Raw genomic sequence first — 25,717 nt, 5'->3', positions numbered from 1 at the left:
TCCTGCCTGCGCACATACTTGCGCGGACGCGCCCGCCGCCAGAGTGAGGCTTCGACCACCGTCCTACCCATGAATATGACGGTGCGTCAGTTTCTAGGAGATTCTGCATGCCCAAAAAGGTCCACGCCGCGCCGGGACGTCCCGGACCCGCGGCGGGCAAGACCGGCAGACGGGCCAGGGTGATCATGGTGGCGTCCACCGCCGTCGTCGCCCTCACCATCGTCACCGCCACCGCCAATTCCGCGGTCGCCCAGGGGGGCACCGCCGGATCGGACGCGCCCAAGCGAATAGGTACGGCCCCGCGTGTCCCGGCCGGCGCGACCGCGGCCGGCGCGACCGCTTCGGGAACCACGCTGCATCTCAGCGTGAACCTCGCCCCGCGCGACCCGCAGGCGCTGGCGGACTTCGTCACCGCGGTATCCACCCCGGGCACCTCCCTGTACCACCACTACCTGGCCAAGGGGCAGTTCGCCTCGGTCTTCGGCCCGACCCGGGCCACCATCGCCGAGGTCTCCCAGGCGCTGAAGACGGCCGGCCTCACCCCCGGCAAGGTCAGCTCGGACGGCCTGTCCATCCCGGTCACCGCCACCGCCGCGAAGGCGTCCCACGCCTTCGGCACCGGCTTCCGGAACGTCCGGCTCAAGGACGGCACCACCGACTACCTGAACACCTCGGCCCCCTCGCTGCCCGCGAACATAGCGTCGTCGGTGACCGGGATCGTCGGCCTGAGCGACATCAACACCATCACCAGCCACCACTCTGCGGTGCGTAGCGCGGGCAAGCCCAGCGCTGCCGCCGGACGCAGCTCACACGCGGTGGCCCCTCACGCGTACAGCCCGGGGCTCTGCACCGACTTCACCGACTCGGGCCTCACCGACGGCACCGACTACTACAGCCCCGGCAAACTGGCCGGCGCCTACGGGATGACCAGCTCCGCCACCGCCGGTGCGGGGCAGACCGTGGCCGTGTTCGAGCTGGAGAACGTCGACGCCTCCAGCATCGCCGCGTACCAGTCCTGCGTGGGCACCAACACCTCGGTCTCCAACGTGTACGTCGATACGACACCAGGGGCCGGCGCCCCAGCAAACGACGGGAACGTCGGCGTGGAATCGGCGCTCGACATCGAGGATCTGATCGGTCTGGTACCGGGCGCGAACATCATCGACTATCAGGGCGTGGACGCCCCGTCCGCGACCGACCAGAACGTGCTCGACGTCTACCAGCGGATGGTCACCGACGACCAGGCGCAGGTTCTCTCCACCAGTTGGGGTGAGTGCGAGGCGGTCGAGAGCAGCGCGACCGCGAACGCCGAGAACACCATCTTCGCGGAGGCCGCGGCGCAGGGCCAGAGCGTGGTCGCCGCCTCGGGCGACAGCGGCTCCAGCGACTGCTACTACCAGAACGGCTCCACTGCCAAGGCCGTCGACGACCCCGCGAGCCAGCCCTACGTCACCGGCGTCGGTGGTACCACGATGACCACCTCGGGCAGCACCACGACGCAGAAGACGTGGAACAACTCCGGCGCCGGTACCGGTGGCGGCGTCTCCTCGCGCTGGGCCCCCGTCATCTACCAGGGCGGCATCGCCACTACGACCAAGCGTGCCGTGCCGGATGTCTCCGCCCTGGCGGACCCGAACACCGGCTTCCCGATCTACTACCTGGACGACACCCTGTCCTCCAGCCCCATCCCCGGCATCATCGGCGGCACCAGCGGTGCGGCCCCGACCTGGGCCGCCGCCATCGTCCAGGCCAACGCCGGCACGGCCTGCCAGGCCAACGGCCAGGTCGGCTTCCTCAACAACGCCCTCTACAAGGCCGCGCGGAGCAGCTACCCGACGAACTTCTGGGACGTCACCAGCGGCAACAACTCCGTGTACGCCACCGGCTTCACGGCGGCGGCCGGCTACGACGAGGTCACCGGCCTGGGCTCGCCCAAGGAGGCCGGCCTGACCACCGCGCTGTGCGCAGCCAAGGGCACAGCGGCCACCGGCGCCTCCACCTTCCACCCGCTCAGCAGCCCCAAGCGCCTGCTGGACACCCGTAACGGCACCGGCTGGGGCCTCAGCTCCATCCCGTCCACCAAACCCCTGGTCGCAGGCGGCACCGCCCCGGTCAAGGTCGAGGGCGTCGGGGGGATCCCCAGCAGCGGCGTGACTGGTGTCGTGCTCAACCTCACGGCCACCGGCACCACCGGCTCGGGTTCGGTGATTGCCTGGGCCGACGGCACCAGTAAGCCGTCAACCAGCAACCTCAACTGGACCGGCGCGAGCCAGACCGTCGCCGCCTCGGCGACCGTCAAGGTGGCCGGCGACGGCGTGGTGGACCTCTACACGAGCAGCACCACCAACCTGATCGCAGATGTCCAGGGCTACTACACCAGCGGTACCACCGGGTCCAAGTACACGGCGCGAACCCCGACCCGCCTGCTGGACACCCGTTCCAAGGTCGGCATCTCCACCACCACCAAGATCTCCAACGCGACGATCAGCCTCAAGGTCCGCGGCCATGGAGGCGTGCCGACCGGCGCCACCTCCGTGGTGCTCAACCTGACGGCAACCCAGACCGTCGGCGGCGGCTACCTGGAGGCCTACCCCGAAGGCGCCACCCGCCCGACCGCCTCCAACGTCAACTGGTCGGCCACCGGAACCACCATCCCCAACCTGGTGGTCGTACCGATCGGCAGCGACGGCAACGTCAGCATCTACGTCCACGGCACCAGCCACGTGATCGCCGACGTCTCCGGCTACTTCTCCACCAGTGGCTCGACCTTCGACACGGTCACCCCGCTGCGCCTGCTGGACACCCGTAAGACGGCCGCGCTGGGCTCGGGCAAGACGCTGGCTCTGCAGATCTCCGGTGCCGACGGCATTCCGACCGGCGTCAAGGCAGTCGTACTGACCGTCACCGTCACCGGCACCACTGGCAGTGGCTACCTCACCGCCTGGGCCGACGGCGGCAGCCGTCCGACGGCCTCCAACCTGAATTGGGTGAAGGGCAAGACCATCTCCAACCAGGTGATCGTGCCGGTCGGCTCCGACGGCAAGGTCGACTTCTACACCAGCAGCACCACCAACGTGATCGCGGACGTGGCCGGCTACATCAGCTGACGCATACCGACGCCACAACGGCGATGCCCCGCCGACCACCGTGGTCGGCGGGGCATCGCCGTTCCCGGCCGCCGGCCGGGAGGCAAAGCTGATGGTCCGAGTCCCTCAAGGGGTTCCGACCCGGTAGGCCGTGCGGGACTGGTCCGCTCACGCATCGCTCCGCGGCTCGGGCGGATCGGCTCGGCCTGCATCAGTTCAGTCCACGGCCGTCGGATCGAGGGGGACAGCGAGCACGAGGTGCACCTCGCCCGGTCCCAGGTCCAGACACCCGATCACCGGCGCGCCCGAGCGATGCCCAGCCCGTGACAGTACCGCCACCCACCGTCGTCCATGGACGGTTCGCACAGCGAGGTCCGGGGCGATCCGGTCTCCTGATCGACGCCTGTCCCTCAGATGCCCTGGATGACGACACGGTCTCCACAGAGCAGCCTCATGTCCTCCGCGTCGGAGGTGAAGACCGTGACATCGCCGCGCTGACGCAGGGCTACAGCGGCGAGTGCGGCGTCGATCGCATACTTGTGTCCGTGCAACCCGGCGGTCTCCAGCAGGCTGATCGCCTCGCCCGCAACCTCCTGGGTGACCGGCTCGACGGCGATCTTGGAGAGGGTCCACTTCCACGCGGCCTGCTTGACGCGCTTGTGATAGGCCTCGATGAGTGTCATAGACGTGGTCACCACCCGAACCCCCGAGCGATCCGCGTCCTTGAGACGCGCACCCATCGCACGGTGGCCGAGGACCGCCTGGGAGAGACCCTCACTGTCGAGGAGATAGACGAGCTCGGACATCAACTCGCCCTGCGGTCCGACACGGAACGGGCCTTGCGTTCCGCGTACTGCCGCTGGAGCGACAGGCGCTCCGCCTCCGCGCGCGCCAGTTCCTCGTCAGTGACCTCCCCATGCTCGGCCTCCCACCACCCGACGAACTCATGCAGGTGATCCCGCTCGCGCTGGCGCTCTATGGCCTGCGTGACGTACCGGCTAAAGCCTCCAGAACCCACCTCCGCGCGGATCTCCTCCGCCAGCTCCTCGGGCAGCGTCACCGTGTACTTCTTCGTTGCCATACCAGTCATCATACCGCCGAAACGCCGGACCGCGGCGGCAGCGGTCCCACGCGAATTCCCGTTGCGGTGATCCGTTCGCGTTGCGGTGCTCACGACGGCACCGTCCACCACCCGCGCATGCTTTTCCGACCATGTCGAGCGGCTCTGCAAGAAGGTCGACCTGCCGACCTGGTCACCGCAGCGTCACCGGATGGTGGTGAGCTGGTTGGTGGCCCTTGGTAGGGGCGGAGCCCGGGATGAGGACGGCTGTCCAGTTCCCACAAGGAACGACCGCGCGACCCTTTACCACTGGACTCCCCAGCCTCCATCCACGACGAGACTCCACCCTCGAAACGATATCGACTCTGGCTGACAAATGGTATCGTTTTACTGACAGGAGTATCCGCGAAGGGACCATCCACATGGCCAGAACCGTCATCGATCTCGACGAGGACATGGTTGCCGAGGCCATGCGCATTTTCGGCACCAAAACGAAGGCCAAGGCTGTGCGCCTCGCCATGGAAGACGCCGTCAAGAGGCACCTGCGGCAGGAGTTCTTCGACGCCATGGATGCCGGCGAACTCGACTTCAGCGAGATCGTCGAGAACACCGGCCCCCGCAACGCCGACGGCTCCCTCAAGCACGACGGCGACCGCAACGGAGGCCGGGCCGCCTGATGCAGGACCACTACCTGATCGACAAGTCTGCCCTCGCCCGGTGGACGAAACCGAGCGTCAAGGAAGTGCTCAAGCCCCTCCACGAGCGCTATCTCCTCGCCGTGTGCCAACCCACCGAGTACGAGATGATCCAGTCCGCACGGGACAGCTCCGAGGCAACACGGATCAGCACCTGGCTCCACGCCTTCGACTACCTCCGCACCGACGATGACACCTTCACCCGCGCTCTCGAGATCCAGCGCCACGCACTCAACGCAGGCTTCCACCGCGCCCTGTCTCTTCCCGACCTGCTGATTGCCGCCACGGCAGAGCTACACCGGCGGACGGTCCTCCACTACGACGGCGACTTCGACATGATCGGCTCCCTGACGGGCCAGCCCACCGAATGGGTCGTACCGCCCGGCAGTGCCGACCGATGAGAATGCCGGCCTTCCCCGCCTCCTCCGATGAGATGTCTGACGCGGGGCACTAGCGTGGACCAGTTGGGCCGTGGTCGAACAGCGCGCAGCCCCGGCGCCCATGGCCATGCCAGCTCGGGAACACGCGGCTACCGAACATGACTCCAGCCACTCTGCTTAGTTCCGGACCAGAGGGCTGCGATCATCTGCCAGCCTCGCTTGCTGCCCCCGCACCCGCGCAGCGCGCTCCTTAAGTTCTGCCTCCCAAAGTAGCTCCTCCTGCTGAGCCCTACCCGCGGTGGCGACCGAGGCGAGGGCGGGAACGCGGGTTGAGAAGGTGGCGAAGTAGTCGATGAGGTGCTGATGTCTGGCGGAGTCCTCTCCCCACCAAGAGTCGAACCGAGAGGCGTTGGCCGCGATGTGGGCGGGAGGTACGCCGTGGTCAAGAAGGAGGGGGCCGAGGCGTTCTACGTTCATGGATCTCGTGGCACGCGTACGCCGGGCGTTGGGCGAACAGGCTATCCACGGCTTGGATTTGGCGATCTTCTTGATCTCGCGCCGCTCGGGCAGAGTGAAGGTCCTCGGCCGTCCGCCCTGATACTTCGGGTAGAGCGACTCGAAGCCGTCGGCGTTGAAGCCGTGGATCACGTCCCGGACTCGGTCCGCGCTGCTGAGCGTCACCTCGGCGATCTTCGCGACGGGTATGCCCTGCGCGGACAGCAGAAGCGAAAAGTGTCAGTCGTGGGGCGGCAGCATGCCGAGCTGGTGGTCGGCGACGCTGAGGGCTTCCTCGACGAGCCGGCGCAGGTGTCCGTGGCGCAGGGCGTAGACCACCCGGCGGCCTTCCTTGTGGGTCGTGACCAGTCCGGCCAGGCGCAGCCGGCTGAGGTGCTGGCTGACCGACGGGCGGGCCGCGCCGCACGCCTCGGTGAGGGTGGTCACGTCCGCCTCGCCCTCGGCGAGGCGTTGCAGGAGGGCCAGGCGGGTGCGGTCGGCGAGCAGCCCGAGGACCTCCGCGGCCACGGCGAGGCGTTCGCCATCATCTCGCTGTTGCGTACTCTGCGCACCTGATAGGTGCATGCGTGCGCTCATACGCACATAATGGTTCAATGAACGGGCGGTGTCCACCCGGCCCGCTGCCCAAGGCCCCCGTTCCGGAAGGTGTGACCTGTCGTGAGCGATCAGAGCACCCCCACCAGCACGGCGAGCACGCCGGACACGGCCACGGGGAGGGGGGCCCACCGGCACGATCCTGCAGGCCGCGCGCACAGGGATCACACCCAAGGCGATCACCAGCACGACCACGGGCACGGCCATGACCACGAGCATCACGATCACGCGCATGGGCCGGGCCGGTGGGCGCGCATGAAGCACCAGGTGGCGCACCTGGTCAAGCCGCACAGTCATGAGGCGGCGGACAAGGTCGACACCACGATGGAAGCCTCGGCCGAGGGCATGCGCACGCTGTGGATCTCGCTGGCCATCCTCGGCGTCACGACCGTGCTCCAGGCCCTGGTTTTCGCCCTGTCGGGGTCGGTGGCGCTGCTGGGCGACACGATCCACAACGGCGCGGACGCGCTGACCGCCGTGCCGCTGGGGATCGCCTTCGTCCTCGGGCGGCGGGCGGCGACCCGCCGGTTCACCTACGGCTTCGGACGCGCCGAAGACCTGGCCGGTATTGCGATCCTGATCACCATCACCGCGTCCTCGGCGCTCGCCGCGTACACCGCGATCGACCGGCTGCTGAACCCGCAGACGATCACCCACCTGCCCTGGGTCGCGGCGGCCGCGGTCATCGGGTTCATCGGCAACGAGTGGGTGGCCCGCTACCGTATCCGCACCGGCCGGAAGATCGGTTCGGCAGCGCTGGTCGCCGACGGCGTGCACGCCCGCACCGACGGCTTCACCTCGCTCGCGGTCCTGCTGGGCGCGGGCGGGGCCGCCCTGGGTTGGAAACTCGCGGACCCGATTGTCGGACTGCTGATCACCTTCGCGATCCTCCTGGTCCTCAAGGACGCGGCCAAGGAGGTCTTCCGGCGCCTGATGGACTCCGTCGACCCCGCCCTGATCGACACCGCCGAAACGACGCTACGCAACGTGAACGGCGTGAAGCGGGTCGGTGAGGTGCGGATGCGGTGGATCGGGCACCAGCTGCGGGCCGAGGCCACCATCACCGTCGACGGCTCGCTAAGCCTGTGGGCCGCCCACCAGGTCGCCGTGGACGCCGAGCACGCCCTGCTGCACGCCGTCCCACGCCTGACCGCCGCGCTGATCCACCCCGACCCGACCCGCATCGGCGAAGAGGACCCGCACGCCATGCTCGCCCACCACCAGACGTCCTGACCCGCGGCGGCCTCCACCGCTGCCGTGCGACGGGAGAAGGGGCGGCGCCGGGGTGGGGCGGGATCTTGGGCTGGGCGGGGTGGTCGAGCTTCACGCTGGTCGGCGACGAGGCTGGGCTTGGTGCGGCGGCGCAGCGGTGCTGGACGCGGCCGCGCAGTCCGCAGCTGGCGCACAGGCCGGCGTCGCGGTACGGCCCGCACCGCTCTTGCTCGATGGCGGCGATCTCGGGCGGGAGTACGGAGTGCGGGTAGGAGCGACTTCACTCGGAGGGCGGGCCGGGGAAACGGACTGGCAACCAAGTAAGAGGCCGCGCGAATAGGTGGGGTGGGTGAAGGAGCGGGGCGAGGGGCAAGTCTGGCAAGGCGGTGGGGGCACTCTCCCCCAGACTCCGTCCGGTGGGGGCACCTCCCAGCCGCCAGGCTGGGGGAGGACCCCCACCAGCCTTCGGCCGGTGGGGGTGCCCCCGGCGAAGCCAGGGGGAGGACCCCCACCCAGCCGCCAGGCTGGGGGACGTCATCGACCGACGACAACGCCGCCAGGCGCCGCCCATCGGCACGCGACGCCGCCCCACCTATTCGCGCGGCCTCTAAGAACCGCGCCCCGGTCCGACCCCTACCCGCAGCGGTGGAGCGACGGCATACGGGTCGTGACGTGGGCCTGAAGGAACAGGACCGCCGCTTGGCGATTTAATTCGCCATTGGGCGTGGGTATGTCGGCTCGACCTTACCTTTCCGAACTGAGATGTTTGCGGCATCCGGGATGAACCCGGGCCGTCCAACCAACCGTATTTGCCAATGTCGGGAGTAGTGACTATGGGCAAGTTGCAGGGAAAAGTAGCGGTCATCACCGGCGGCACCACTGGGATCGGGCTGTCCACAGCAAAGCTCTTCGTCAGAGAGGGCGCCTATGTCTTCATCACGGGCCGCCGCCAGAAAGAACTCGATGAAGCCGTGAAGGCAATCGGCGGCAACGTATCCGGCATTCAGGGTGACGTCGCCGAACTGGCAGACCTTGACCGCCTCTACGAGACCGTCAAGACAAAGGGGAGAATCGATATCGTTTTCGCCAACGCCGGTCTAGGCGAGTTCGCTTCGCTGGAGGGCGTCACGGAAGAACATTTCGACAAAATTTTCAACATCAACGTGAAGGGGACGCTCTTCACGGTACAAAAGGCTCTACCGCTACTGAATGACGGCGCCTCCATCATTCTCACGGGCTCCGTTGCGAGCGTCAAGGGAACCCCCGGGTTCTCGGTCTACGGCGCGAGCAAGGCTGCCATCCGAAATTTCGTTCGAGGGTGGACGGTAGAGCTGAAGGATCGCCGTATCCGGTCCAACGTCCTCAGCCCTGGCCCGGTCGAAACGCCACTTGTGGCGACGCAACCTCAAGACGCCATCGCGAAGATTGCGTCCACCATTCCGATGGGCCGCATGGGGGAGCCCGATGAAGTCGCCAAGGCGGCGCTTTTTCTGGCCTCAGATGACTCCAGCTTCGTCACGGGAATCGAACTGTTCGTTGATGGCGGCAGAGCGCAAGTCTAATACCGCAACGGCGCATCTGACAGTGTCGATTAGTTCGCGGGCCCGTCGTGACCACCTGCGGGCATAGAGCTGCTTCCGGCTGGTGCTCACCACCCGCTAACGCTGCACGTGCCGCTTGATCACCCCCCTCAGCTCAGAGCCCCAGGCATGAGCCTGGGAGGTGGAATTTCCTTCCTTTCCAAGGAGCCTGACCGATGGACATCTCCTGTCAATTCGCTACATCCCTGCACTCGCCCGAACACATCGCCGTCGCTGAGCAGTTGGGCTACTACCGCGCCTGGCTCCATGACACACCCGCCCAAAGCCCCGACGTCTGGGCGATGCTGGCGCTGGCCGCCGAACGCACCCATCGCTATCGGCCTCGCCCCCGGTGTCCTCGTCCCGACACTGCGCCATCCGATGGTCAACGCCTCCGGCGCCGCCACCCTCGCCGCCCTCGCACCCGGCCGAGTGGCCCTCGCCTTCGGCACCGGCTTCAACGGCACGCGCGCCCTCGGCGCACCCCCGGCCACCTGGTCCTACCTCAGCACGTACGTCCGGACGGTACGCGGTCTGCTGCGCGGCGACACCGTGGAATGGGACGGCGCCCCCATGCGCATGATGCATCCGGGCACGAACGCACCGCAGCGACCCATCGACATTCCGGTGCTGGTATCCGCGCTCGGCCCCAAAGGTCTCGCTGCGACCCGCGAGATCGCTGACGGCCTCTTCAGTGTCAACGGCGAAACCGCCCACGCCCACGAATTCCCCTGGGCCGCGCTGGGCATCCACGCCACCGTCCTGGGCCAGGACGAACGACTCGACTCCCCCCGCGTCCGAGCAGCCGCCGGCCCCGGCAACGCTCTGGCCTACCACGCCGCCTACGAATTCGGCGGCGACCCCACCACCCTGCCCGGCGGACAAGCCTGGCTCGGCGCCATCACCGCCCACCCCCGCTCCGAACGCCACTTGGCCGTACATGACCAGCACCTCACCGGCCTCAACGCGGCCGACAACGTCGCCTGGAACGCGGGAAGCTGGCAGGCGATCACCTCCACCACCGTCACCGGCACCCCCGACCGCATCCGCGACAAGCTCAGTGCCTACGCCCGAGACGGCATCACCGAAATCGTCTACCAGCCCACCGGTCCCGACATCCCCGGCGAACTCGAACGCTTCATCGCCATCGCCCGCGATGTATAAGGACCGGCGCGTCGCACACCTCGTGCGCGGCGCGGTACGGCGGCCCTTGGAGAGCTGGGCTCGTTCGGGAGTGTATGTCCGGTCGGTGAGCGTGGAGAAGGGGCGGCGGCGGGTCAGCCGGACTGCGGAGGACCCGGTGAAACCCTCGCACTGTCCGCACTCGGCCGCTACCTGCGCCGCGACGGACGCGGCTGGGTCAGCGAACTCCAGTACACTGCCCGCGAGCTGGGCGCTCTCTCCGTCATCCGCCCCGCCGTAGAGGCGGTGCTCGCCTGATGGTCAACCCGACACCAGAGGGCATGAGTAATGCTCGTTCGTATTGCGTCGTGTCGGCAAGTCCAAAGGAGTCCGCGCTCCCCTTGCGCTCCCCTGCTCTTTCAGAACGTCCGGTCGCAGCCAAATCCAGTAGGGGCGGATGCCGTGCCTCTCACTGTCCCCGCTCACACGCAGCGCCTCTTGGGCCCCGTGCCCGGCGGGGCGGGTTGCCAACCGACAGCATCCAGATGCTGTGCACCCAGGGGCGGCGAATCTACAGATGTTCTGCCCCGTCCGCTATGTCGCCAGCCTGCGGAACTTGCCGGAACTGCCGATCGGCGGGCCGCAGTGGACTCAGTAGCGTCCGCCCTCCGGCGCGGGCAGGGCGTCGAGGTCGGTCAGGTCCTGCTCGCTGAGCTGCACGTCGCCCGCGCCGGCGTTGTCGAGCAGGTACTTCGGGGTCTTGGTCCCGGGGATGGGTACGACCCACGGGCCTTGGGCGACGACCCAGGCCAGGGCGACCTGTGCCGGGGTGACAGCGGCTCGTTCGGCGACGGCGCGGACGCGGTCGACGATGGCGAGGTTGACGCGCAGGGCGTCCTGCTGGAAGCGAGGGTTGCGTCGACGGAAGTCGTCCTGGGGGAGGTCGTCGAAAGAGGAGAAACGGCCGGCGAGGAAGCCGCGTCCCAGCGGGGAGAACGGCAGGAGGGCGATGCCTTGGTCCTGGCAGTAGGGCAGGACCTCGGCCTGGACGTCGCGGGTCCATAGGGAGAACTCGGACTGGACGGAGGTCACCGGGTGCACGGCTTGAGCGCGCTTGATCTGCTCGACGGTGACCTCGGACAGGCCCAGGTGCCGGGCTTTTCCGGCGGTGACAGCTTCGGCCATCGCGCCGAAGGTCTCCTCAATGGGGACCTCGGGGTCGACGCGGTGGAGCTGGTAGAGGTCGACGTGGTCGGTGCCCAGGCGGCGCAGGCTGTCATCGATGGCGGCGCGGACGTGGTCGGGGCGGCCGTTGTTGGCGATGAGCGGGGAGCTCTGGGGGCCGCCGGTGGGGTCGGATACGTAGAGGCCGACCTTGGTGGCCAGTACCGCGCGGTCCCGGTGGCTGCCGACCAGGGCCCGGCCGACCAGTTCCTCGTTGGTGAACGGGCCGTAGACGTCGGCTGTGTCGATCAGCGTCGAACCGTGGTCAAGGGCCTGGTGGATGACGGAGATCGAGGTGGCCTCGTCGCGGGGGGTAGCGGTGTCGTAGGCGAAGGTCATGCCCATGCAGCCCAGGCCGATGACACCGACCTCGGGTCCTTTGGTGCCCAGTGTGGTGGTGCGCATGTGGTGGTCGTTCCTCTCTCGGTGGCCCCGTGGAGCGGTGGGGCCGCGGTGCTGGCTGTCCATGTCGGACGGGGTCAGGTCAGCGTGGATTTGTCGATGACGAAACGGTAGTGGACGTCGAAGGCGTGGACGCGTTCGTAGGCTTCGTTGATCTGGTCGGCCCGGATGGTCTCGATGGTCGCGCCGATGCCGTGTTCGGCGCAGAAGTCGAGCATTTCCGGGCTGCGAGTGCTTCGTCGCCTCGGTACCGAACACGAGTGGGGACGGGCCGGGAGGCGGGGTCACCAGGATCCTTCCGCGTGAGTGAGGACGGGCTGCGGGGGCCGTGCTTTCAGGGACCCCCGCTCACGCAGGGTGTTCCCGATCTAACCGATGGACGCGATTATTGTCGTGAACCTACCGATTCTCCGACCGGCCGTTCAGCCGAGACCACCTCCCTGCACACCGAGGAGAGGTTCAGGGCACGTCCCCGGTACCTCTCACCGTCTCCGCTGGAGGCCTCTGGTGCCAGGGCGGGTTCTGCCAGGCAGCGGCGTTCCAGGGAGTAACAGGGCCCCCCAAACGTCTCCCGCCCAGGTCAGGGAGTTTGTGACACTGAGAGGATGACCAGTGAGCAGCACAGCGCCAGCGGCGGCACCGAACTGGGGCGGTTCCTGCGGGCCCGCCGCGCCGAGGTCACCCCCGAGCAGGTCGGCCTCACCACCGGCCCGGGGCTGCGACGGACACCTGGGCTGCGCCGCGAGGAGCTGGCCACCCTCGCCGGGGTCAGCATCGACTACTACGCTCGCCTGGAACGCGGCAAGGAGACCCGCCCCAGCTCGGCCGTCGTCGATTCCCTCGCCTGCGCCCTGCTGCTGGAAGCAGACGAGCACGAGCACCTGCGGCAACTCGCCACGCTCGCCGCACGGCACGCCCCCGAACCACCCCCCGCGCCCAGCCGCACCGTGCGGCCTGGCGTCAAACTACTGCTGGACAGCCTGCGGCCCACCCCCGCGTATGTCGTCAGCCGCACCTTCGACCTGCTCGCCGCCAACCCCGGCGGACTGCGCCTGTACGCAGGCATCGAGAGCTGGCCTGCCCGGCAGCGCAACCTCGCCCGATTCCTCTTCCTCCACCCCGCCGCCCGCGACGTGTTCGGCAACTGGGAAAACCAGATCCGCGGCTGCGTCGCCCGGCTGCGGGCACTGGCCGGCACCGACCCAGACGCCCCCGACCTGGCCCAGCTCGTCGGCGAACTGCTGCTCAAGAGCCCGGACTTCGCCCGCATGTGGGAGCGCTACGACGTCAAAGGGCACCGGAGCGACACCAAGTCCTTCCACCACCCCGACGTCGGCGACCTGACCCTCGGCTACCAGTCGATGCAGCTCGACGGCACCCCCGGTCACCGCCTCCTCGCCTACTACGCAGAACCCGGCTCCCCCGACCACGACGCGATGGTCCTGCTCGACCTGCTCACCTCCCAGGAGGAGCAGAAGCCTGCCGCCGGCCGTCCCCTGCCGGGCCACGGCTGAACCGCACCCTCCATCGGATCCATCTCCTCCCCGGCTGCCCATGTACCCCCAAGAAAGGTTCCACCACCATGTCCACCTGGCTCATCACCGGCTGCTCGACCGGCCTCGGCCGCGCCCTCGCGCAGGTCGTACTCGAACGCGGCCACCACGCCGTGATCACCGCCCGGGACGCCGCGCACGTCCAGGACCTCGCGGATGCCTACCCCGCCACCGCGCTCGCTCTCCCGCTCGACGTGGCCGACCCCGAGCAGGTCACCGGGACGGTCAAGCGGGCCGAGGAGCGTTTCGGCTCGGTCGACGTGTTGGTGAACAACGCCGGCTACGGTTACCGCGCCGCCGTCGAGGAAGGCCGGGAGGCGGACGTGCAGCAGTTGTTCGCCACCAACTTCTTCGGCGCCGTTGACATGATCAAGGCCGTACTTCCCGGCATGCGCGCCCGGCAGAGCGGCGTCATCGTCAGCATCTCCTCGATCGGTGCCCGCATCTCCCCGCCCGGGTCCGGGTACTACTCCGCCACGAAGGCGGCACTTGAGGCGCTGTCCGCGTCGCTGCGCAAGGAGGTCGCCCCGCTGGGCATCACAGCGATGGTCGTGGAGCCCGGCGGCTTCCGTACCGACTTCGCCGGGCGCTCGCTCCAGCAGTCACCGGACACGATCGCCGACTACGCCGAGACTGCCGGGAAGCGCCGCAAGGAGAACGACGCCACTCACGGCACCCAGCCGGGTGACCCCGCGAAGGCGGCCCAGGTCATCATTGAGGCCGTCGAAACGCCCGAACCGCCGTTCATGCTGCTACTCGGGGACGACGCCGTCGACGGCTTCCGCAGCGTCGAGCAGGACCTGCGCTCGGAGCTGGACGCCTGGGAGCGGACAAGCCGGAGCACCGCCTTTCCCGCATAGTCCTCCCAGCGAGGTCACGGTACTCTCCCAGAGCGGGCGCAAGCAGAAGGACGGGCTCAAGCTCGGTGCCGCCCGTAGTCGCGCCGACCGCCCGCGATGCGTCGGCTACCCGGCCCGCCGTCACAGCGGGCCGGTGCGGGTCGCGTTCTTTCCGCTGTGACTGCCGCAGGCCGGCTCGCGGGTCCGCTGTTACCGCGCCGGTAGACGACGGGGGCTGCCGCTGATCCGGCCGGTCCGGCGGGTTGGAGATGCGGGCTCATGTCGCGGGTGTGCGCTGGCAGCCGCTTGAGCTTGTTCACTGCTCGGGCGGGTCTGTGTCGCCGGTGGTCTGCAGCCGGTCCCAGACCTTCCCGGTCGCCTTTCCCGCCGCGGCGGCGCACATCAGGGCGTTGAAACCGGTGTTGTCCGAGACCAGTTGCGCCAGCTCCGGGTGGGTAATCGAGAGCTGGACAACCAGCACCGAGACGTAGCCGACCGCGAATCTGCGTGCCGCGGCCGGTGACATGCCCAGCGTCGCCGAGCGGAGTGCTGCTACGGTCGCCGCGAGCTGCTGCGGCGCTTGCGGATCCATGCGGGGGATCCGATCGTGCGTCTGCACGCCGGGCCATGTTCCGGGTGGCCTCTACGGCGGCACGAGCAAGGTCATGAAGATGATCATTTTCAAGGATCTCGTTTGTGCCCGATCGCTTCGCCCCCTGCCCCGCTGCGCTGCGCAAGGGGGAGCAGGGGCAGGGGGCAGGGGGCGAAGGAAGGCGGGCGCCACTGATTCGGCGCCCCCGTGGTCCGCGCGATTGCTCAGGGGGCAGGGAGCAGCCGCGCGGACCATGGCTCTCGCGGTGGTGATCGTCGCGTCGAGGTCGACGCCGCTGGGATCGGCCATACGTTGCAGGGCGACGCTCCGAAAAAGGCGCTCCGGGACGTCCCTCCTGCCCGAGTCGGTCCGCGGCTTCCACTGGGTGGCGGAACCCGCCGCCCGTCGGCTACAGGGCTCGCGACCGACGTGTCACACAGGGCCTCCCGATCGGAACGGCGCGTTTACACCACGGCCGACCCGATCGGAACGTTGCGCGCTTCTGCCGCTTCCGCCTTGGCAAGGGCCGTCTGCCACTGCTCGCGCGTCGGCGGTTTGCACTTGAAATAGACGACGAGTGCCCCGAGCGCCCCGAGAGTCGCTCCGAAGAAGAAGCCTCGTTCCCAGTGGAACTGCGCATTGCCGTAGAGCGTGCCGGTCATGACGAGCGCCGCCAGGCCGCCGGCAAAGCTTCCGCCTAGCGTCTTCCAGGCGTAGATCGAGCCGTAGTTGACGGCGTTGTTGTTCTCCCCGTAGTAGTCCGCGACAGCGGCCGCGGTCATCGGGAAGTTCGCGCCCGCCAGGCCTCCGGAGATGACCGCGCATATCGCGAAGAGAACAGGCTGGTGCGCGAGACCCGCCCACAGGGTCAGCAACTGGAAAACCACGTTGCCCGAGTAGGCGTAGGCCATGGTGCGCCTTCGCCCGATGTACTCCGACAGCAGCCCGTAGAAAGGCCGGGCCGCGCCGTCGGCCAGCGCGAATCCGGCTGCGCCCCCCACCGCCGCGACCGCGCCCAGCTGCATCTGCTGAGCGAATTCGTAGTAATACGCCACACCGAACAATGAGCAGCCGATGTAGAGGGCGTACTGGACGCCGAGCCACTTGGCCTGGGGCGTGTACCACATCTGACGCAGCGTGTAGTGGCTGAACGCAGGCGGGTTGCTGTGCAGATCGCGGGCAGTGCGCTTGTTCTTCGTCCACTCGAGCGGATTGACGTCCGAAGGCCACCAGTTCTTCGGCGGGTCTTTCATGAGCAGACCAGTGAGGAAGATCCCGACGGTCATGATGACACCCTGCGCCAGGATGAAGTTCCTGGTAGCCGTCGAGGAGAGGGAGCTGCCTCCGCCGGCGCTGGCAAAGCCGCCGATGGCGAGGATGAAGGGGACCGAACCATAGGCCCAGCCGCCGTTGACGAACCCGGTCCGCCAGCCCTTCTTGTCCGGGTACCACTTGGCGACGATGTTGATAGCGCTCGAGTAGCACATCCCGGAGCCGATGCCGCCGAAGACGGCGTAGCCCAGATACGCCTCCCAGATGCTCGTCGAGTAGGCGGTGATTCCGTAGGCGAGGATTCCGCAGATCACGCCGCCGACGATCACCGCCCACCTCACCGGGAGGTAGCCGTTGTTACGCAGGAAGCCCGATCCGATCTGGACGACCGATTCGAAGGCCACGAAGAAGGAGAAGAGCCAGAAGACCGGCGCTGTTCCCCAGTGGTGTGCCGAGGCGAGCGAACCGTTCAGTGCGCCCCACGTGTACTCCACCAGTCCGGACAGACACATGACCACCCAGGCCGCCATGATGACAACCCACCTCGGGTATCCCAGGAGCTGCTTGTCGGTCTCTCCGACGCGGAAGACCCGCCCGGTGTCGTTGACGATCTCCTGGTAGCCCAGTTGTGTCGTCCTTGGCGTTGTTTGTGCCATATCGACGTGCTCCTCGCGATTCTTTCCGTTCCTGCGTCGCCTGTTGTCGTGGGTTGGCAGGCGGCGCCGTGTGTCAGGTCCCTACGCCGAGGCTTGCGCCCAGTGAGGCGTCATGCGTCGGCGTTGAGAGATCCGGCCAGATCCCATGTCAGAGATCACCAAATTGCATACAGGATGATGTAGTCATTGAGTGTTTAACTGCTTGCACGGGCTGTCCAGGTGTCATTGCGCAAAGGTTTCTCCACGGTCCTTCGGACGCCCGGGTGCCGACGACCAGGGCGCGCCGGTGCGCGCCAACGTACGAAGTCCCAGGGCCTGTTGGCCCGCACCCACCGCTATGTGACGACCTGCGGCTTTTGTCCCGCCCCAGCCGCGCGTGGAGCGGCCCGCCGAGCGCGGCGGCCTGCCGCGCACCTTCGGCCACCTGCCGTGCGCCGGGGGAGCGCTCGGCTTGACGGATCTGGTCATGCCGTAAAGCTCGCGGACACCGAGCGGACGGGGGAGGCAGACGGTGGGGCGTGGCGGCAGGGCTCGCCGTGGCTGCGCCGCAGCACGTATTCGCACTCTCGGCCAACCCGTCCTTGCAGGTCGGGAGATGACTTTCCGCCAGGGGACGATGCCGCGCCAAATCCAGCCCCCCGCATGCATGGCGTAGGAGGCGGCATGGCCGACCGCCTTAAACTTCAGGCTTGGAGGCCGCAACGGGCACCGCAGGTCCGGCTCGCAAGCGGCTGTTGCCGAACCGCTGGTCGTTGCAGGAAGCATCCTGATTTGTCAGTGCCGAGTGCAGCCACTCATTGATGACTGCGACCGTTTCTGGGCCGCATCCACCACCATGGGCGCGAAGTGCGCGATCGGCAGCGCCACACCCGACGCCGCGTACGAATCGGTCGCCCCCGGACCGATGGCGCTCGTCAGACCCACCAGCCCCGCCGTCGTTCGGATACGTCCAGATGCCCGGAGGCGCCGGTGCCGGTCGTCTCGACGCCCAGCGGCCGCACCCGTCGGGCGTATCGGGCCACCGAGGCCGGGAGGGCGGCGCTGGCCGAGGACCGGCGGGCGCCCGCGGAGCTGGCCCGTGAGGTTCTTGGCCGACAGGTCTGACGGAGGGTCGGCAGGGGGCTTCAGTGCCGCGGGGCGTGGACTTGGTCCAGGCCGGCGCGCAGGGCGCGGGCCAGTGCGGTGGCCTGCCCGGTCTTCCAGAAGTGCAGGTAGAACAGGCGGGGGTGTTCGTAGAGCATGTGGTTGTGCAGCTCGATGATGGTCAGGCCGTGCGAGCGCAGGGCCTTGATCACCGGGTTGACCTGGTCGGCGGTCATGGTGAAGTCCCCGTTGATCGCGGCGCGTCCGCCGCCGAGCGGCTGGAACATCAGCAGGGTGGACGCCTCCATCAGGTACGGCAGCATGAGGTGGGCGCGGGTGTCGGTGACGTGCTGGGAGACGGGGATGTGGTACTGCAGCACGCCGTTCTCGTTGTCGCCCTGGGCGCCGATGATGCGGTTCAGCGCGCCCGTAGGCAGCGCGATCGGCGGTTCCTTCTCCTGCTTCTGGTTGAGGGGGATGCGGGTCTGGGCGAGGGCGGCGTACACGGTGCGCGCGATGGAGACGGGGTCGCCCAGGGCCCAGTAGTGCATCCACCACAGGCGCGGGGTCTCGGCCTGGATGTGCTTGTGGAGCGCGGTGATCTCCACGCCGCCTTGCTGTAGGCGGTCGGCGACCTTGTCCACTTCGGTATCGGTGAGGGTGACCTCGCCGATCATGACCGCTCGGCCGTTGATGGTCTGGTGGAAGGACGCCTCGGCGTTCAGCTCCATGCCGGGGTTCTCGGTGACCCCGGCGTTGACCACATGCAGGTCCGTGCGCAGCCACTCGGCGGTGTGCACGCCGCTGGCCTCGGTTTTCAGCGGCCGGCCGATGGCGCGACCCACGGCGTTCCAGTCGATGCCCGGCGCGGGAGTGGACGCCGTGGCCGGTGCGGGAGCCCGTGTCGGCGTCGTGCCGAGAGTGAGGGGAATGCTCGTGGCGAGGGTGGCGGCGGCCAGAGCGGTGCGCCGCCGGCGCGGAAGGGTGCGGTCGGCCATCGGGGGCCTCCTGGAGATCGCCCGGCACCGGCAGTGGCCGGTGAGGTCCGTTCGCTTTTGTGGGTAGCACGAGCGCTCCGGGGGCGCTCCCCCGGGGGACCGAGGAGGCCATCGGTGGGCCGGGCGGTAGCGCGGCGGGTCAGCGGGGTGCGGCGTCGGCGGCGATGGTGCGCTGCAGGCGGGCGTCCACGGAGTAGTGGCCTGCGCCCACCAGCAGTAGGAAGACGCTGCCGCAGAGCTGGGCGAGGTCGAGGCGGGACTCGTGGGCGAAGTCCCACCAGCCGCTCTCGCCCTTGAACAACGGTGCGTGGCCCCACAGGATCGGCAGTTTGGTGATCGCCAGGGCACCGATCATGTCGACCACCATGAGCAGTGCGGCCAGTCGGGTGAACAGGCCCACCAAGATCAGGACCCCGCAGCCGATCTCGAAGATCCCGTCGAGAGTGGCGAAGAAGTCGGGCGCGGGAATGCCTGCCTTGCCGAACCGGCCGGTCCCCAGCGCGACGGGGCGCAGGAACTTCAAGATGCCCTCGCACAGGAAGACCGCCCCCACGTAGAAGCGAATCCACATCACCGCACCCGGTGCGCCGGTGTGGATCGCTCGGGACAGCCAGCTGCGGGACGGTGTCATGCCGGGGGCCTCGCTGGGATGGTTATCGGATGCCGATATCCTCCGGCGTCGCTGTGGCTTGGAACAGCGCCGAGCCGGGTTGTTCACACGCACGGGTGAGGTGCTGCCGCCGTGCAGGCCTCCCGTACACGCCGGAGGGGTTGGGGCGAGCCGGTAGTCGACGCCGCGCGGACCGGGCGACCGAGGCGGGCAGGCGGCGCCGACCGGGGACCGGTGGGCACTGGCCCGCAAACTGCTGCCCGCCGGTCCCCGGCCAGCGCCGCCCGTAGCGGGAGAGTCCGCCCCGGTCAGGCGCGAGTGAGAGTCCTGCGCAAGCCGTAGGCGGCGGCACCGGCCACAATCACCGCGGCCCCCCACAGGACCGAGGCCAGCGGCAGGGCGAAGGCCAGGGCCAGGCAGCCGGCCGTGCCGACGACCGGCACGATCCGTGCGGGGCGGCCCTCGGCGGGGGTGAGAGTCCAGGCGGAGGCGTTGGCAATGGCGTAGTAGGCGAGCACGCCGAAAGAGGAGAAGCCGATCGCGCCGCGCACGTCTGTGGTGGCGGCCAGGACGGCGACCACCACGCCGACCGCGAGTTCGGCGCGGTGCGGCACCTGGAACCGCGGGTGGACGGCGGCCAGCGCGTGCGGCAGGTGCCGGTCGCGGGCCATCGCGAGGGTGGTGCGCGAGACCCCGAGGATCAGGGCAAGCAGTGACCCGATCGCTGCGACGGCCGCCCCGATGCGCACCACTGGCGCCAGGCCCGGGACACCGGCGGCGCGCACGGCCTCGGCGAGCGGGGCCGCGGTGTGGGCGAGCCGGTCCGGCCCGAGCACCGCGAGCACGGCGACGGCGACGGCCGCGTAGACGACCAGCGTGATGCCGAGCGCGAGGGGGATCGCGCGGGGGATGGTCCGCTTCGGGTCGCGGACCTCCTCGCCGAGGGTGGCGATGCGGGCGTAGCCGGCGAACGCGAAGAACAGCAGCCCGGCCGCCTGGAGCACGCCGCCGAAGGTGGCGTCCGTCCCGACGTCCAGCCGCGCGGCCTGCGCCGTGCCGCCGGTCAGGCAGGCGGTGACCACGGCGGCGAGCACTGCCAGGACGACCGCGACGATCCCGCGTGTCAGCCATGCGGACTTCTGCACGCCGACGTAGTTCACCGCGGTCAGCGCCACCACCGCGGCGACCGCCACGGCGTGCGCCTGGCCGGGCCACACGTACGAGCCCACGGTGAGGGCCATCGCCGCGCAGGAGGCGGTCTTGCCGACCACGAAGCCCCAGCCGGCCAGGTAGCCCCAGAAGTCGCCCAGTCGCTCGCGGCCGTAGACGTACGTGCCGCCGGACTGCGGGTAGCGCGTGGCCAGGCGGGCGGAGGAGGTGGCGTTGCAGTAGGCCACCACCGCGGCCAGCGCCAGGCCCAGCAGCAGCCCCGACCCCGCCGCGCCGGCGGCCGGGGCGAGCGCGGCGAAGATCCCCGCGCCGATCATCGACCCGAGCCCGATCACCACGGCGTCGAACACGCCCAGGTGCCGCTTCAGCTCTCCCGCTTCGGCAGATGCCGCCGACGCACCCATCGCTCGCTCCTCGACCACGGCCCGCAGCCATTACGGATTCCGATATCGGCGCACGATATAGGAACAGGGTGTCGAGCAGCCGACCCCGCCCGCCCATCGGCGTGCCCGCGATGGCCTCGCATGTTCGAGCGAGCATGATCACCGACACCGGAGCCTCGCTCTGCCACCCTCCGTACTGGCCCGCCTGTTCACGGGATAGCCGTCGAGCGGGGTGGCGAGGGGCGGCGCTGCCCACTCCCTAGCTAGATCGGCCGGACAGTCCCTAGCGCAGCCGGATTGCCCGCCGACAGCGACCGGCCACTGCCCACCCGCACCTTCGGCGTCCGGGAGTTCGATGCCCATGTCATCGAGACTCAAGTGCCGCACTCCACCGCGCTGCACTCCCTCCTGGACGGGCGCCGTCACCTGACCGGCTCGCTCGCCCGTTACGCGATCAGCGGACGATGGCTGTCCCCGATCGCCCTGCAAGCCGCCCGGGACGCCGGACTCGGCGACCCGGGGGCGGGCGCGTGGTGCCGCAACCCGTACCGCAGCATCGTCGTCCGCGCCGTCGAGGTGCTCTACGCCGTCGACGAAGCGCTGCGCATCATCGACGCCTACCAGCCGCCCTCCCGCCCCTACCTCGACGTGCCCCCACGCCCCGGTACCGGTCACGGAGCCACCGAGGCACCACGGCCTGCTCTACCACCGCTACACCATGACCCGAACGGGACACTTACCGACGCGAGCCTCGTCCCGCCGACGGCGCAGAACCAGGGCGCGATCGAAGAAGACCTGCGGCGCATCGTTCAGGAGCGGCTGAGCACCGGGGAGGCCACCGATGGCCGGCTGGCCGACCTTTGCGAAAGGGCCATCCGCAACTACGACCCCTGCATCTCCTGCTCCGCCCACTTCCTCGACCTCACGATCGAGCGAAGCTGAACTCCTGCGACCCGGGATGCCCGTCGCCGTCGCCCCTGTAGGGTGCCAGAACTCACGTGTAGCCTCTGATCAGGCACTTTGCAGTTCCGGGCGATCATGGCAGTCTCGGGCTGCATGGCGTTGCGCACGCTCTACCTGATCTTCCTGAGACTCTGTCAACGGTTGACGCCAACCAACAAGAGCGCACGATGGCTCACGATTGAACCGTCCAGGCCGGCCCCAAATTGAGGTTCTGGCACACTTTCCGTGCCAGGGCACAGAGCGTCACGGGCTCCATGATCATCAGCGGGCATCATACGCACAGAACCTCGCATTCCCGCCGTGTGACATCTGCTCCAGATGGCGGGTGGTAACGCTCCGTTGCGCCAGCACGGAAAGTGTGCCAGAACCCAAATTGAGCCGTCGCCGACAGACCCTGATGGGCTGGACACGCGCATCGTCCGATCACGTGCCGGGGTCTCGGAAACCTCCGTCGTCGCCAGCAGTGTCGAACGCAAGGTCCTCGCTGGTTCATGCCTACGCCGCCAAAGTAGGCAGCGTGAAAATCTCACAAATGTTCCCTTATTGGGGCGATTCCACTAGTTTGATTGAGTCTTTCACTTTACGTACGAGGGAGAAGTAGGGCATTGATACGGGCGATCGATTACGCTGCGTTGTTCGCTGCCGCGCCACCGTACGTGGTGCTCGATCCCGATCTGATGATCGCGGATGCCAATCCGGCGGCTGTGGAGGTCGTGGGACGCCCCCGTCACGATCTTGTCGGGTGGTCCTTCCTCGACGCCTTCCCGGAGAACCTGGCCGCTCCGGCAGCCAGCAGGGGTGGGGATCTCCTCACCGCGCTGAAACGAGTTTTGGAGACCGGAAAGGCGGAAGCTCTCGCGCTGGTGCGCTACGACATCGCTCCCTTTGCTCAGCCGGGCGTCTTCGACGAGCGCTGGTGGTCGCCGCTGATCATCCCAGTCCTCGGGCCGGACGGGGCCGTGGCATGGATCATGGTCCGCTACGAGGACGTGACCCAGTTCGTCCGCTCCCATGGCGAGGGGGAAGCAGCGAACGGGGTGCCCTGCACGTGCGAGGAGCCGCTGCAGGGCGAACTGTATGCCCGCGCGCAGCAGGTGCAGTATGTGAACGCGCAGTTGCGGAAGGCTCACGCCCGTGAGCGCCAGGTGGCCGTCACGCTTCAGAAAGGCCTCCTGACCTCTCCCGACCTGGCACGGCATCCCAATATCGCGGTGCGCTACCTGCCCGCCGTCGGATCGCTGAACGTGTGCGGCGACTGGTACGACGTCGTCAATGTGCACCCGGACCGGTTCGCGGTCTCCGTCGGCGACGTGGTCGGCCACGGGCTGGAGGCCGCCGTCGTCATGGGCACCTTGCGCACCGCCCTCAACGCCGTCAACCGCATCGCTCACGGCCCCGCCGAGGGAATGGACATCCTCGGGCTGTACGCCCGCTCCGTCGACGGAGCACTGTCTACCACGGCTGCCAACGTGCTGGTCGACACCCGCAGCCGTCTGATCGTCTACAGCAGCGCCGGCCACCCGCCACCCGTCCTCCTACATCCCGACGGCAGCTTCGACCTCCTCGACCAGGCCACCGACCCACCCCTGGGCGTCCGCCCCGACCCCGTACCGGGCCCCCAGGCGGCCCTGCCCTACACCCCGGGTGACACCCTCATCCTCTACACCGACGGGCTGATCGAGCGCCGAGGCGAGGACATCGACACCGGCTTGGCCCGCCTCACCAGCACCCTGGCGTCTCTGACCGAGCCGGATCCGGAGCAACTCGCCGACAGCCTGCTCGCCCGCCTCGGACTCAGCATCGGAGGCCGCGACGACACAGCACTCGTCATCGTGCGCCTGTAAGCCGCCCCTCACAGGGGTACGAAATCAGCGCCGAATAGGAAATCGGGTGCGTTTCTTTCTTCTTGAGTTGAGCCGGTCCCGGCCGGCGCGAAGTGCTGCCGTGGCCCGCATCTGCAGAGCTTCCTGGGCCTTCGGCGACAGGCGCCCAGCATCCCGGACCAGACAATGATCTTGCCAGCAGGTCAACTGGGGTTTGACCTGGGCCTTTGGGGAGCCGCCTTCGGGATCCGAACCCGAGACCTACGCATTACGAGACCGTGAGTGTTCGCGTTGCGTGGTGCCCACTGGTGCCCTCCTGTGCTGTTCTGCCTGATCAGAGCACATGCGACTGGTTGACCTGTACTGCCTCGTATTACGTCGTCCAAAGGCGTCCGGCCACCGGCTGGCCACCGGGAGCGTCAGAAGGCTAACTCATCAGGGTTGTTGGTCTCCAACAGACCCTCCTGCGAGTGGTCGTCGACTCCTAGAGAATGGCTTCTCACGAAGCCTCTTCGACGTAGCCGGTCCCGGACAGAATCCCGATGACTGCATATCGCCTGCGTTGCTGCTAAAATGAAGGCATGACCGCGATCACGATCCGGGATGTCCCGGACGACACACTCAACGCCCTGAAGGTCCGCGCCGCACAGGCGGGCAAGTCGCTCCAGGCATACGCCCTGGAGCTTCTCTCCCGGGAAGCTGTTAAGCCCACCCTCGCGGAGATGGCCACACGTCTGGAGCGTGAAACCCGCACCGAGCTCGATACGACCGACATCCTCGACGCCATCGAGGACGGGCGGGACCGACGTTGATCGTCATTGACTGCTCCAGCCTTGTCCACTTCCTCCTCGACCACGGCAAGACCGGAACCGCGATCCGTGAGCGGGTGGGCCGCGCCGATACTCTCGCAGCGCCGGGCCTGCTGGACTACGAAATCACCTCGGCCGCCTTCGGGTTGGCCCGCGGCCGGCGAGGGGGCAAGCCCAAGATCACGGAAAAGGAGGCGCTGAAGGCGATCACCGACTACCAGGCCCTCGCTCTCGACCTGCACCCAACGCTGGTCCTGTGGCAGCGCGTACGCGAGCTGTCGAACAACCTCTCCGTCTACGACGCGCATTACGTAGCCCTCGCCGAGAGCTTCGGTGTTCCGCTGATCACCAGCGACGCCAGGATCGAACGCAGCGGAGCAGCACGCTGCACGATCGAGACCTTCGAGGCATCCAGCACCTGACCCCAGCAGCACCAACGTGCGGGGTTCCACAACCCATGAACGGTCTGTGAGGTTCCAAAGCTGTCGCACCGGGTCTGGCCGTGGCGTCCGCCGCGCCCCGATCAGGTTCTGGCGCTCCCCCTTGCCCTGAGCCGGAGCGGATCCGTCCGGGTCAGGCCAGTGGGTAGCCCCAGTGGGTAGCCCTGGGCGAGCAGGGCTTTGCGGAACGCGGGGAGCTTTTCAGCGGGGACGGCCAGCTGCCGCTCACCGAGGCGGGTATAGAGGGCGCGCAGGCGGCGGTCGCCCGCAAGGAGAGCAGCCAGGGCTTCATCGGCGCACTCGATGAGGTGGACCGGGCCGGTGTCGCGGACCTTGCCGAGGCGGCGTTCGGTGTCGTCCAGCAGGGTGACGACGGTTTGCGGCAGCGGCTGCGAGGACGCCTGTGCAAGGTAACAGCGGAGCTCCTTCAGGGTGCGCTTGGTGTCCAGGGCACTCAGGAGGGAGCCGGCGCTCAGGGTCCACACCCGGTCGCCGGCGCTATCAACGAGTACCGGTACGCCGCTTGACCTGCGCCGATGACTTTTCGAGCCCCACAGGGATCTTGGTGGTTAATTCGGGGCTGGGTCGATGGGTCCCCTGGCGCTGCTGTAGTGGATCATGGTCCTGCGGTGGGCGTGCCGTGTACTGCCGCAGA

Annotated in this window: 21 protein-coding genes and 3 pseudogenes; 12 read left to right on the top strand and 12 right to left on the bottom strand. The window is 68.3% G+C overall.

Annotation, left to right across the window (positions count from 1 at the left end; all coding sequences use genetic code 11):
• Positions 1 to 107 precede the first annotated feature (107 nt).
• A complete protein-coding gene (locus EFK10_RS33185; protein WP_127359361.1) occupies positions 108 to 3,107 on the top strand; it encodes a S53 family peptidase in 3,000 nt (999 codons plus the stop codon).
• Between the two features lie 389 nt (positions 3,108 to 3,496).
• Here the strand turns inward: EFK10_RS33185 and EFK10_RS33180 are convergent, their stop codons facing one another.
• Positions 3,497 to 3,892, bottom strand: a complete 396-nt coding sequence (locus EFK10_RS33180) for a hypothetical protein (RefSeq protein WP_127359360.1) — start codon at positions 3,890 to 3,892, stop codon at positions 3,497 to 3,499.
• Positions 3,892 to 4,167 (bottom strand): hypothetical protein, encoded by a 276-nt coding sequence (locus EFK10_RS33175; protein ID WP_127359359.1) that lies wholly within the window; start codon positions 4,165 to 4,167, stop codon positions 3,892 to 3,894. Before EFK10_RS33175 ends, EFK10_RS33180 begins: the two co-directional genes overlap by 1 nt.
• Before the next feature lie 401 nt (positions 4,168 to 4,568).
• Between EFK10_RS33175 and EFK10_RS33170 the strand changes: the two genes are divergently transcribed.
• Both EFK10_RS33170 and EFK10_RS33165 read left to right on the top strand, forming a co-directional pair.
• Positions 4,569 to 4,823 (top strand): type II toxin-antitoxin system VapB family antitoxin, encoded by a 255-nt coding sequence (locus tag EFK10_RS33170; RefSeq protein WP_127359358.1) that lies wholly within the window; start codon positions 4,569 to 4,571, stop codon positions 4,821 to 4,823.
• The gene (locus EFK10_RS33165; RefSeq protein ID WP_127359357.1) at positions 4,823 to 5,242 is read left to right on the top strand and encodes a PIN domain nuclease; all 420 of its coding nucleotides are present in this window, start codon (positions 4,823 to 4,825) and stop codon (positions 5,240 to 5,242) included. The genes EFK10_RS33170 and EFK10_RS33165 overlap by 1 nt, the downstream gene beginning before the upstream one ends.
• A 504-nt stretch (positions 5,243 to 5,746) precedes the next feature.
• On the opposite strand, the pseudogene EFK10_RS52870 reads toward EFK10_RS33165, so the two are convergent.
• Both EFK10_RS52870 and EFK10_RS33155 read right to left on the bottom strand, forming a co-directional pair.
• Positions 5,747 to 5,947 (bottom strand): annotated as a pseudogene (locus EFK10_RS52870) (helix-turn-helix domain-containing protein); the annotation flags it as partial.
• A gap of 9 nt (positions 5,948 to 5,956) precedes the next feature.
• Positions 5,957 to 6,313 (bottom strand): ArsR/SmtB family transcription factor, encoded by a 357-nt coding sequence (locus tag EFK10_RS33155; RefSeq protein WP_127359356.1) that lies wholly within the window; start codon positions 6,311 to 6,313, stop codon positions 5,957 to 5,959.
• 273 nt (positions 6,314 to 6,586) lie between these two features.
• Here EFK10_RS33155 and EFK10_RS33150 point away from each other — a divergent pair, with 273 nt between their 5' ends.
• The 3 genes from EFK10_RS33150 to EFK10_RS33140 all read left to right on the top strand — a co-directional run bounded on the left by EFK10_RS33150 (position 6,587) and on the right by EFK10_RS33140 (position 10,287).
• A complete protein-coding gene (locus EFK10_RS33150; RefSeq protein ID WP_127359355.1) occupies positions 6,587 to 7,564 on the top strand; it encodes a cation diffusion facilitator family transporter in 978 nt (325 codons plus the stop codon).
• 812 nt (positions 7,565 to 8,376) lie between these two features.
• Positions 8,377 to 9,105: an SDR family NAD(P)-dependent oxidoreductase gene (locus tag EFK10_RS33145; protein ID WP_127359354.1), complete on the top strand. Its 729-nt coding sequence runs from the start codon at positions 8,377 to 8,379 to the stop codon at positions 9,103 to 9,105.
• A gap of 399 nt (positions 9,106 to 9,504) precedes the next feature.
• Positions 9,505 to 10,287 carry an LLM class flavin-dependent oxidoreductase gene (locus tag EFK10_RS33140; protein ID WP_240677630.1) on the top strand — a complete coding sequence of 261 codons (783 nt, stop codon included), beginning with the start codon at positions 9,505 to 9,507 and terminating at the stop codon, positions 10,285 to 10,287.
• A 609-nt stretch (positions 10,288 to 10,896) separates the two neighbouring features.
• Here EFK10_RS33140 and EFK10_RS33135 read toward each other — a convergent pair.
• Together EFK10_RS33135 and EFK10_RS33130 are read right to left on the bottom strand one after the other, a co-directional pair.
• On the bottom strand, positions 10,897 to 11,874 hold the full coding sequence (locus EFK10_RS33135; protein WP_127359353.1) for an aldo/keto reductase: 978 nt from the start codon (positions 11,872 to 11,874) through the stop codon (positions 10,897 to 10,899).
• A 74-nt stretch (positions 11,875 to 11,948) separates the two neighbouring features.
• A pseudogene (locus tag EFK10_RS33130) lies at positions 11,949 to 12,092 on the bottom strand (alcohol dehydrogenase); the annotation flags it as partial.
• 384 nt (positions 12,093 to 12,476) lie between these two features.
• On the opposite strand from EFK10_RS33130, the gene EFK10_RS33125 reads away from it, so the two are divergent.
• Entirely contained in the window at positions 12,477 to 13,385 is a 909-nt protein-coding gene (locus EFK10_RS33125; protein ID WP_127359352.1) for a helix-turn-helix transcriptional regulator, read from the top strand.
• A gap of 68 nt (positions 13,386 to 13,453) precedes the next feature.
• The gene (locus tag EFK10_RS33120; protein ID WP_127359351.1) at positions 13,454 to 14,284 is read left to right on the top strand and encodes an oxidoreductase; all 831 of its coding nucleotides are present in this window, start codon (positions 13,454 to 13,456) and stop codon (positions 14,282 to 14,284) included.
• A gap of 295 nt (positions 14,285 to 14,579) precedes the next feature.
• Here the strand turns inward: EFK10_RS33120 and EFK10_RS33115 are convergent, their stop codons facing one another.
• The 5 genes from EFK10_RS33115 to EFK10_RS33090 all read right to left on the bottom strand — a co-directional run bounded on the left by EFK10_RS33115 (position 14,580) and on the right by EFK10_RS33090 (position 21,048).
• The gene (locus tag EFK10_RS33115; RefSeq protein ID WP_127359350.1) at positions 14,580 to 14,855 is read right to left on the bottom strand and encodes a hypothetical protein; all 276 of its coding nucleotides are present in this window, start codon (positions 14,853 to 14,855) and stop codon (positions 14,580 to 14,582) included.
• A gap of 464 nt (positions 14,856 to 15,319) precedes the next feature.
• The gene (locus tag EFK10_RS33110) at positions 15,320 to 16,783 is read right to left on the bottom strand and encodes an MFS transporter (RefSeq protein WP_127359349.1); all 1,464 of its coding nucleotides are present in this window, start codon (positions 16,781 to 16,783) and stop codon (positions 15,320 to 15,322) included.
• A gap of 1,124 nt (positions 16,784 to 17,907) precedes the next feature.
• Complete coding sequence (locus tag EFK10_RS33100; RefSeq protein WP_127359348.1) at positions 17,908 to 18,864, bottom strand: LppY/LpqO family protein; 957 nt, start codon at positions 18,862 to 18,864, stop codon at positions 17,908 to 17,910.
• A gap of 139 nt (positions 18,865 to 19,003) precedes the next feature.
• Positions 19,004 to 19,495 carry a DoxX family protein gene (locus EFK10_RS33095; protein WP_127359347.1) on the bottom strand — a complete coding sequence of 164 codons (492 nt, stop codon included), beginning with the start codon at positions 19,493 to 19,495 and terminating at the stop codon, positions 19,004 to 19,006.
• Between the two features lie 287 nt (positions 19,496 to 19,782).
• Positions 19,783 to 21,048: an APC family permease gene (locus EFK10_RS33090; RefSeq protein ID WP_127359346.1), complete on the bottom strand. Its 1,266-nt coding sequence runs from the start codon at positions 21,046 to 21,048 to the stop codon at positions 19,783 to 19,785.
• Positions 21,049 to 21,339: 291 nt separating this feature from the next.
• Between EFK10_RS33090 and EFK10_RS33085 the strand changes: the two are divergent.
• The 4 genes and pseudogenes from EFK10_RS33085 to EFK10_RS33070 all read left to right on the top strand — a co-directional run.
• Positions 21,340 to 21,969, top strand: a pseudogene (locus tag EFK10_RS33085) (Ni/Fe hydrogenase subunit alpha); the annotation flags it as partial.
• Between the two features lie 626 nt (positions 21,970 to 22,595).
• Complete coding sequence (locus EFK10_RS33080; RefSeq protein ID WP_127359345.1) at positions 22,596 to 23,834, top strand: PP2C family protein-serine/threonine phosphatase; 1,239 nt, start codon at positions 22,596 to 22,598, stop codon at positions 23,832 to 23,834.
• 560 nt (positions 23,835 to 24,394) lie between these two features.
• Positions 24,395 to 24,625: a FitA-like ribbon-helix-helix domain-containing protein gene (locus EFK10_RS33075; RefSeq protein ID WP_127359344.1), complete on the top strand. Its 231-nt coding sequence runs from the start codon at positions 24,395 to 24,397 to the stop codon at positions 24,623 to 24,625.
• Complete coding sequence (locus EFK10_RS33070) at positions 24,622 to 25,044, top strand: type II toxin-antitoxin system VapC family toxin (RefSeq protein WP_127359343.1); 423 nt, start codon at positions 24,622 to 24,624, stop codon at positions 25,042 to 25,044. Before EFK10_RS33075 ends, EFK10_RS33070 begins: the two co-directional genes overlap by 4 nt.
• Before the next feature lie 101 nt (positions 25,045 to 25,145).
• On the opposite strand, the gene EFK10_RS33065 is transcribed toward EFK10_RS33070, so the two are convergent.
• A complete protein-coding gene (locus EFK10_RS33065; protein WP_240677629.1) occupies positions 25,146 to 25,547 on the bottom strand; it encodes a helicase-associated domain-containing protein in 402 nt (133 codons plus the stop codon).
• Positions 25,548 to 25,717: the final 170 nt, after the last annotated feature.

The organism is Streptomyces soli, from assembly GCF_003999195.1.
Classification (GTDB): Bacteria; Actinomycetota; Actinomycetes; order Streptomycetales; family Streptomycetaceae; genus Actinacidiphila; species Actinacidiphila soli.
This window is presented reverse-complemented; position numbering and strand designations above follow the sequence as displayed.

Bases quoted from the DNA above. Each gene is read 5' to 3' on its own strand.
- EFK10_RS33185 (WP_127359361.1), top strand. From the start codon at position 108: ATGCCCAAAAAGGTCCACGCCGCGCCGGGACGTCCCGGACCCGCGGCG.
- EFK10_RS33180 (WP_127359360.1), bottom strand. From the start codon at position 3,892: ATGTCCGAGCTCGTCTATCTCCTCGACAGTGAGGGTCTCTCCCAGGCG.
- EFK10_RS33175 (WP_127359359.1), bottom strand. From the start codon at position 4,167: ATGGCAACGAAGAAGTACACGGTGACGCTGCCCGAGGAGCTGGCGGAG.
- EFK10_RS33170 (WP_127359358.1), top strand. From the start codon at position 4,569: ATGGCCAGAACCGTCATCGATCTCGACGAGGACATGGTTGCCGAGGCC.
- EFK10_RS33165 (WP_127359357.1), top strand. From the start codon at position 4,823: ATGCAGGACCACTACCTGATCGACAAGTCTGCCCTCGCCCGGTGGACG.
- EFK10_RS33155 (WP_127359356.1), bottom strand. From the start codon at position 6,313: ATGAGCGCACGCATGCACCTATCAGGTGCGCAGAGTACGCAACAGCGA.
- EFK10_RS33150 (WP_127359355.1), top strand. From the start codon at position 6,587: ATGAAGCACCAGGTGGCGCACCTGGTCAAGCCGCACAGTCATGAGGCG.
- EFK10_RS33145 (WP_127359354.1), top strand. From the start codon at position 8,377: ATGGGCAAGTTGCAGGGAAAAGTAGCGGTCATCACCGGCGGCACCACT.
- EFK10_RS33140 (WP_240677630.1), top strand. From the start codon at position 9,505: ATGGTCAACGCCTCCGGCGCCGCCACCCTCGCCGCCCTCGCACCCGGC.
- EFK10_RS33135 (WP_127359353.1), bottom strand. From the start codon at position 11,874: ATGCGCACCACCACACTGGGCACCAAAGGACCCGAGGTCGGTGTCATC.
- EFK10_RS33125 (WP_127359352.1), top strand. From the start codon at position 12,477: ATGACCAGTGAGCAGCACAGCGCCAGCGGCGGCACCGAACTGGGGCGG.
- EFK10_RS33120 (WP_127359351.1), top strand. From the start codon at position 13,454: ATGTCCACCTGGCTCATCACCGGCTGCTCGACCGGCCTCGGCCGCGCC.
- EFK10_RS33115 (WP_127359350.1), bottom strand. From the start codon at position 14,855: ATGGATCCGCAAGCGCCGCAGCAGCTCGCGGCGACCGTAGCAGCACTC.
- EFK10_RS33110 (WP_127359349.1), bottom strand. From the start codon at position 16,783: ATGGCACAAACAACGCCAAGGACGACACAACTGGGCTACCAGGAGATC.
- EFK10_RS33100 (WP_127359348.1), bottom strand. From the start codon at position 18,864: ATGGCCGACCGCACCCTTCCGCGCCGGCGGCGCACCGCTCTGGCCGCC.
- EFK10_RS33095 (WP_127359347.1), bottom strand. From the start codon at position 19,495: ATGACACCGTCCCGCAGCTGGCTGTCCCGAGCGATCCACACCGGCGCA.
- EFK10_RS33090 (WP_127359346.1), bottom strand. From the start codon at position 21,048: ATGGGTGCGTCGGCGGCATCTGCCGAAGCGGGAGAGCTGAAGCGGCAC.
- EFK10_RS33075 (WP_127359344.1), top strand. From the start codon at position 24,395: ATGACCGCGATCACGATCCGGGATGTCCCGGACGACACACTCAACGCC.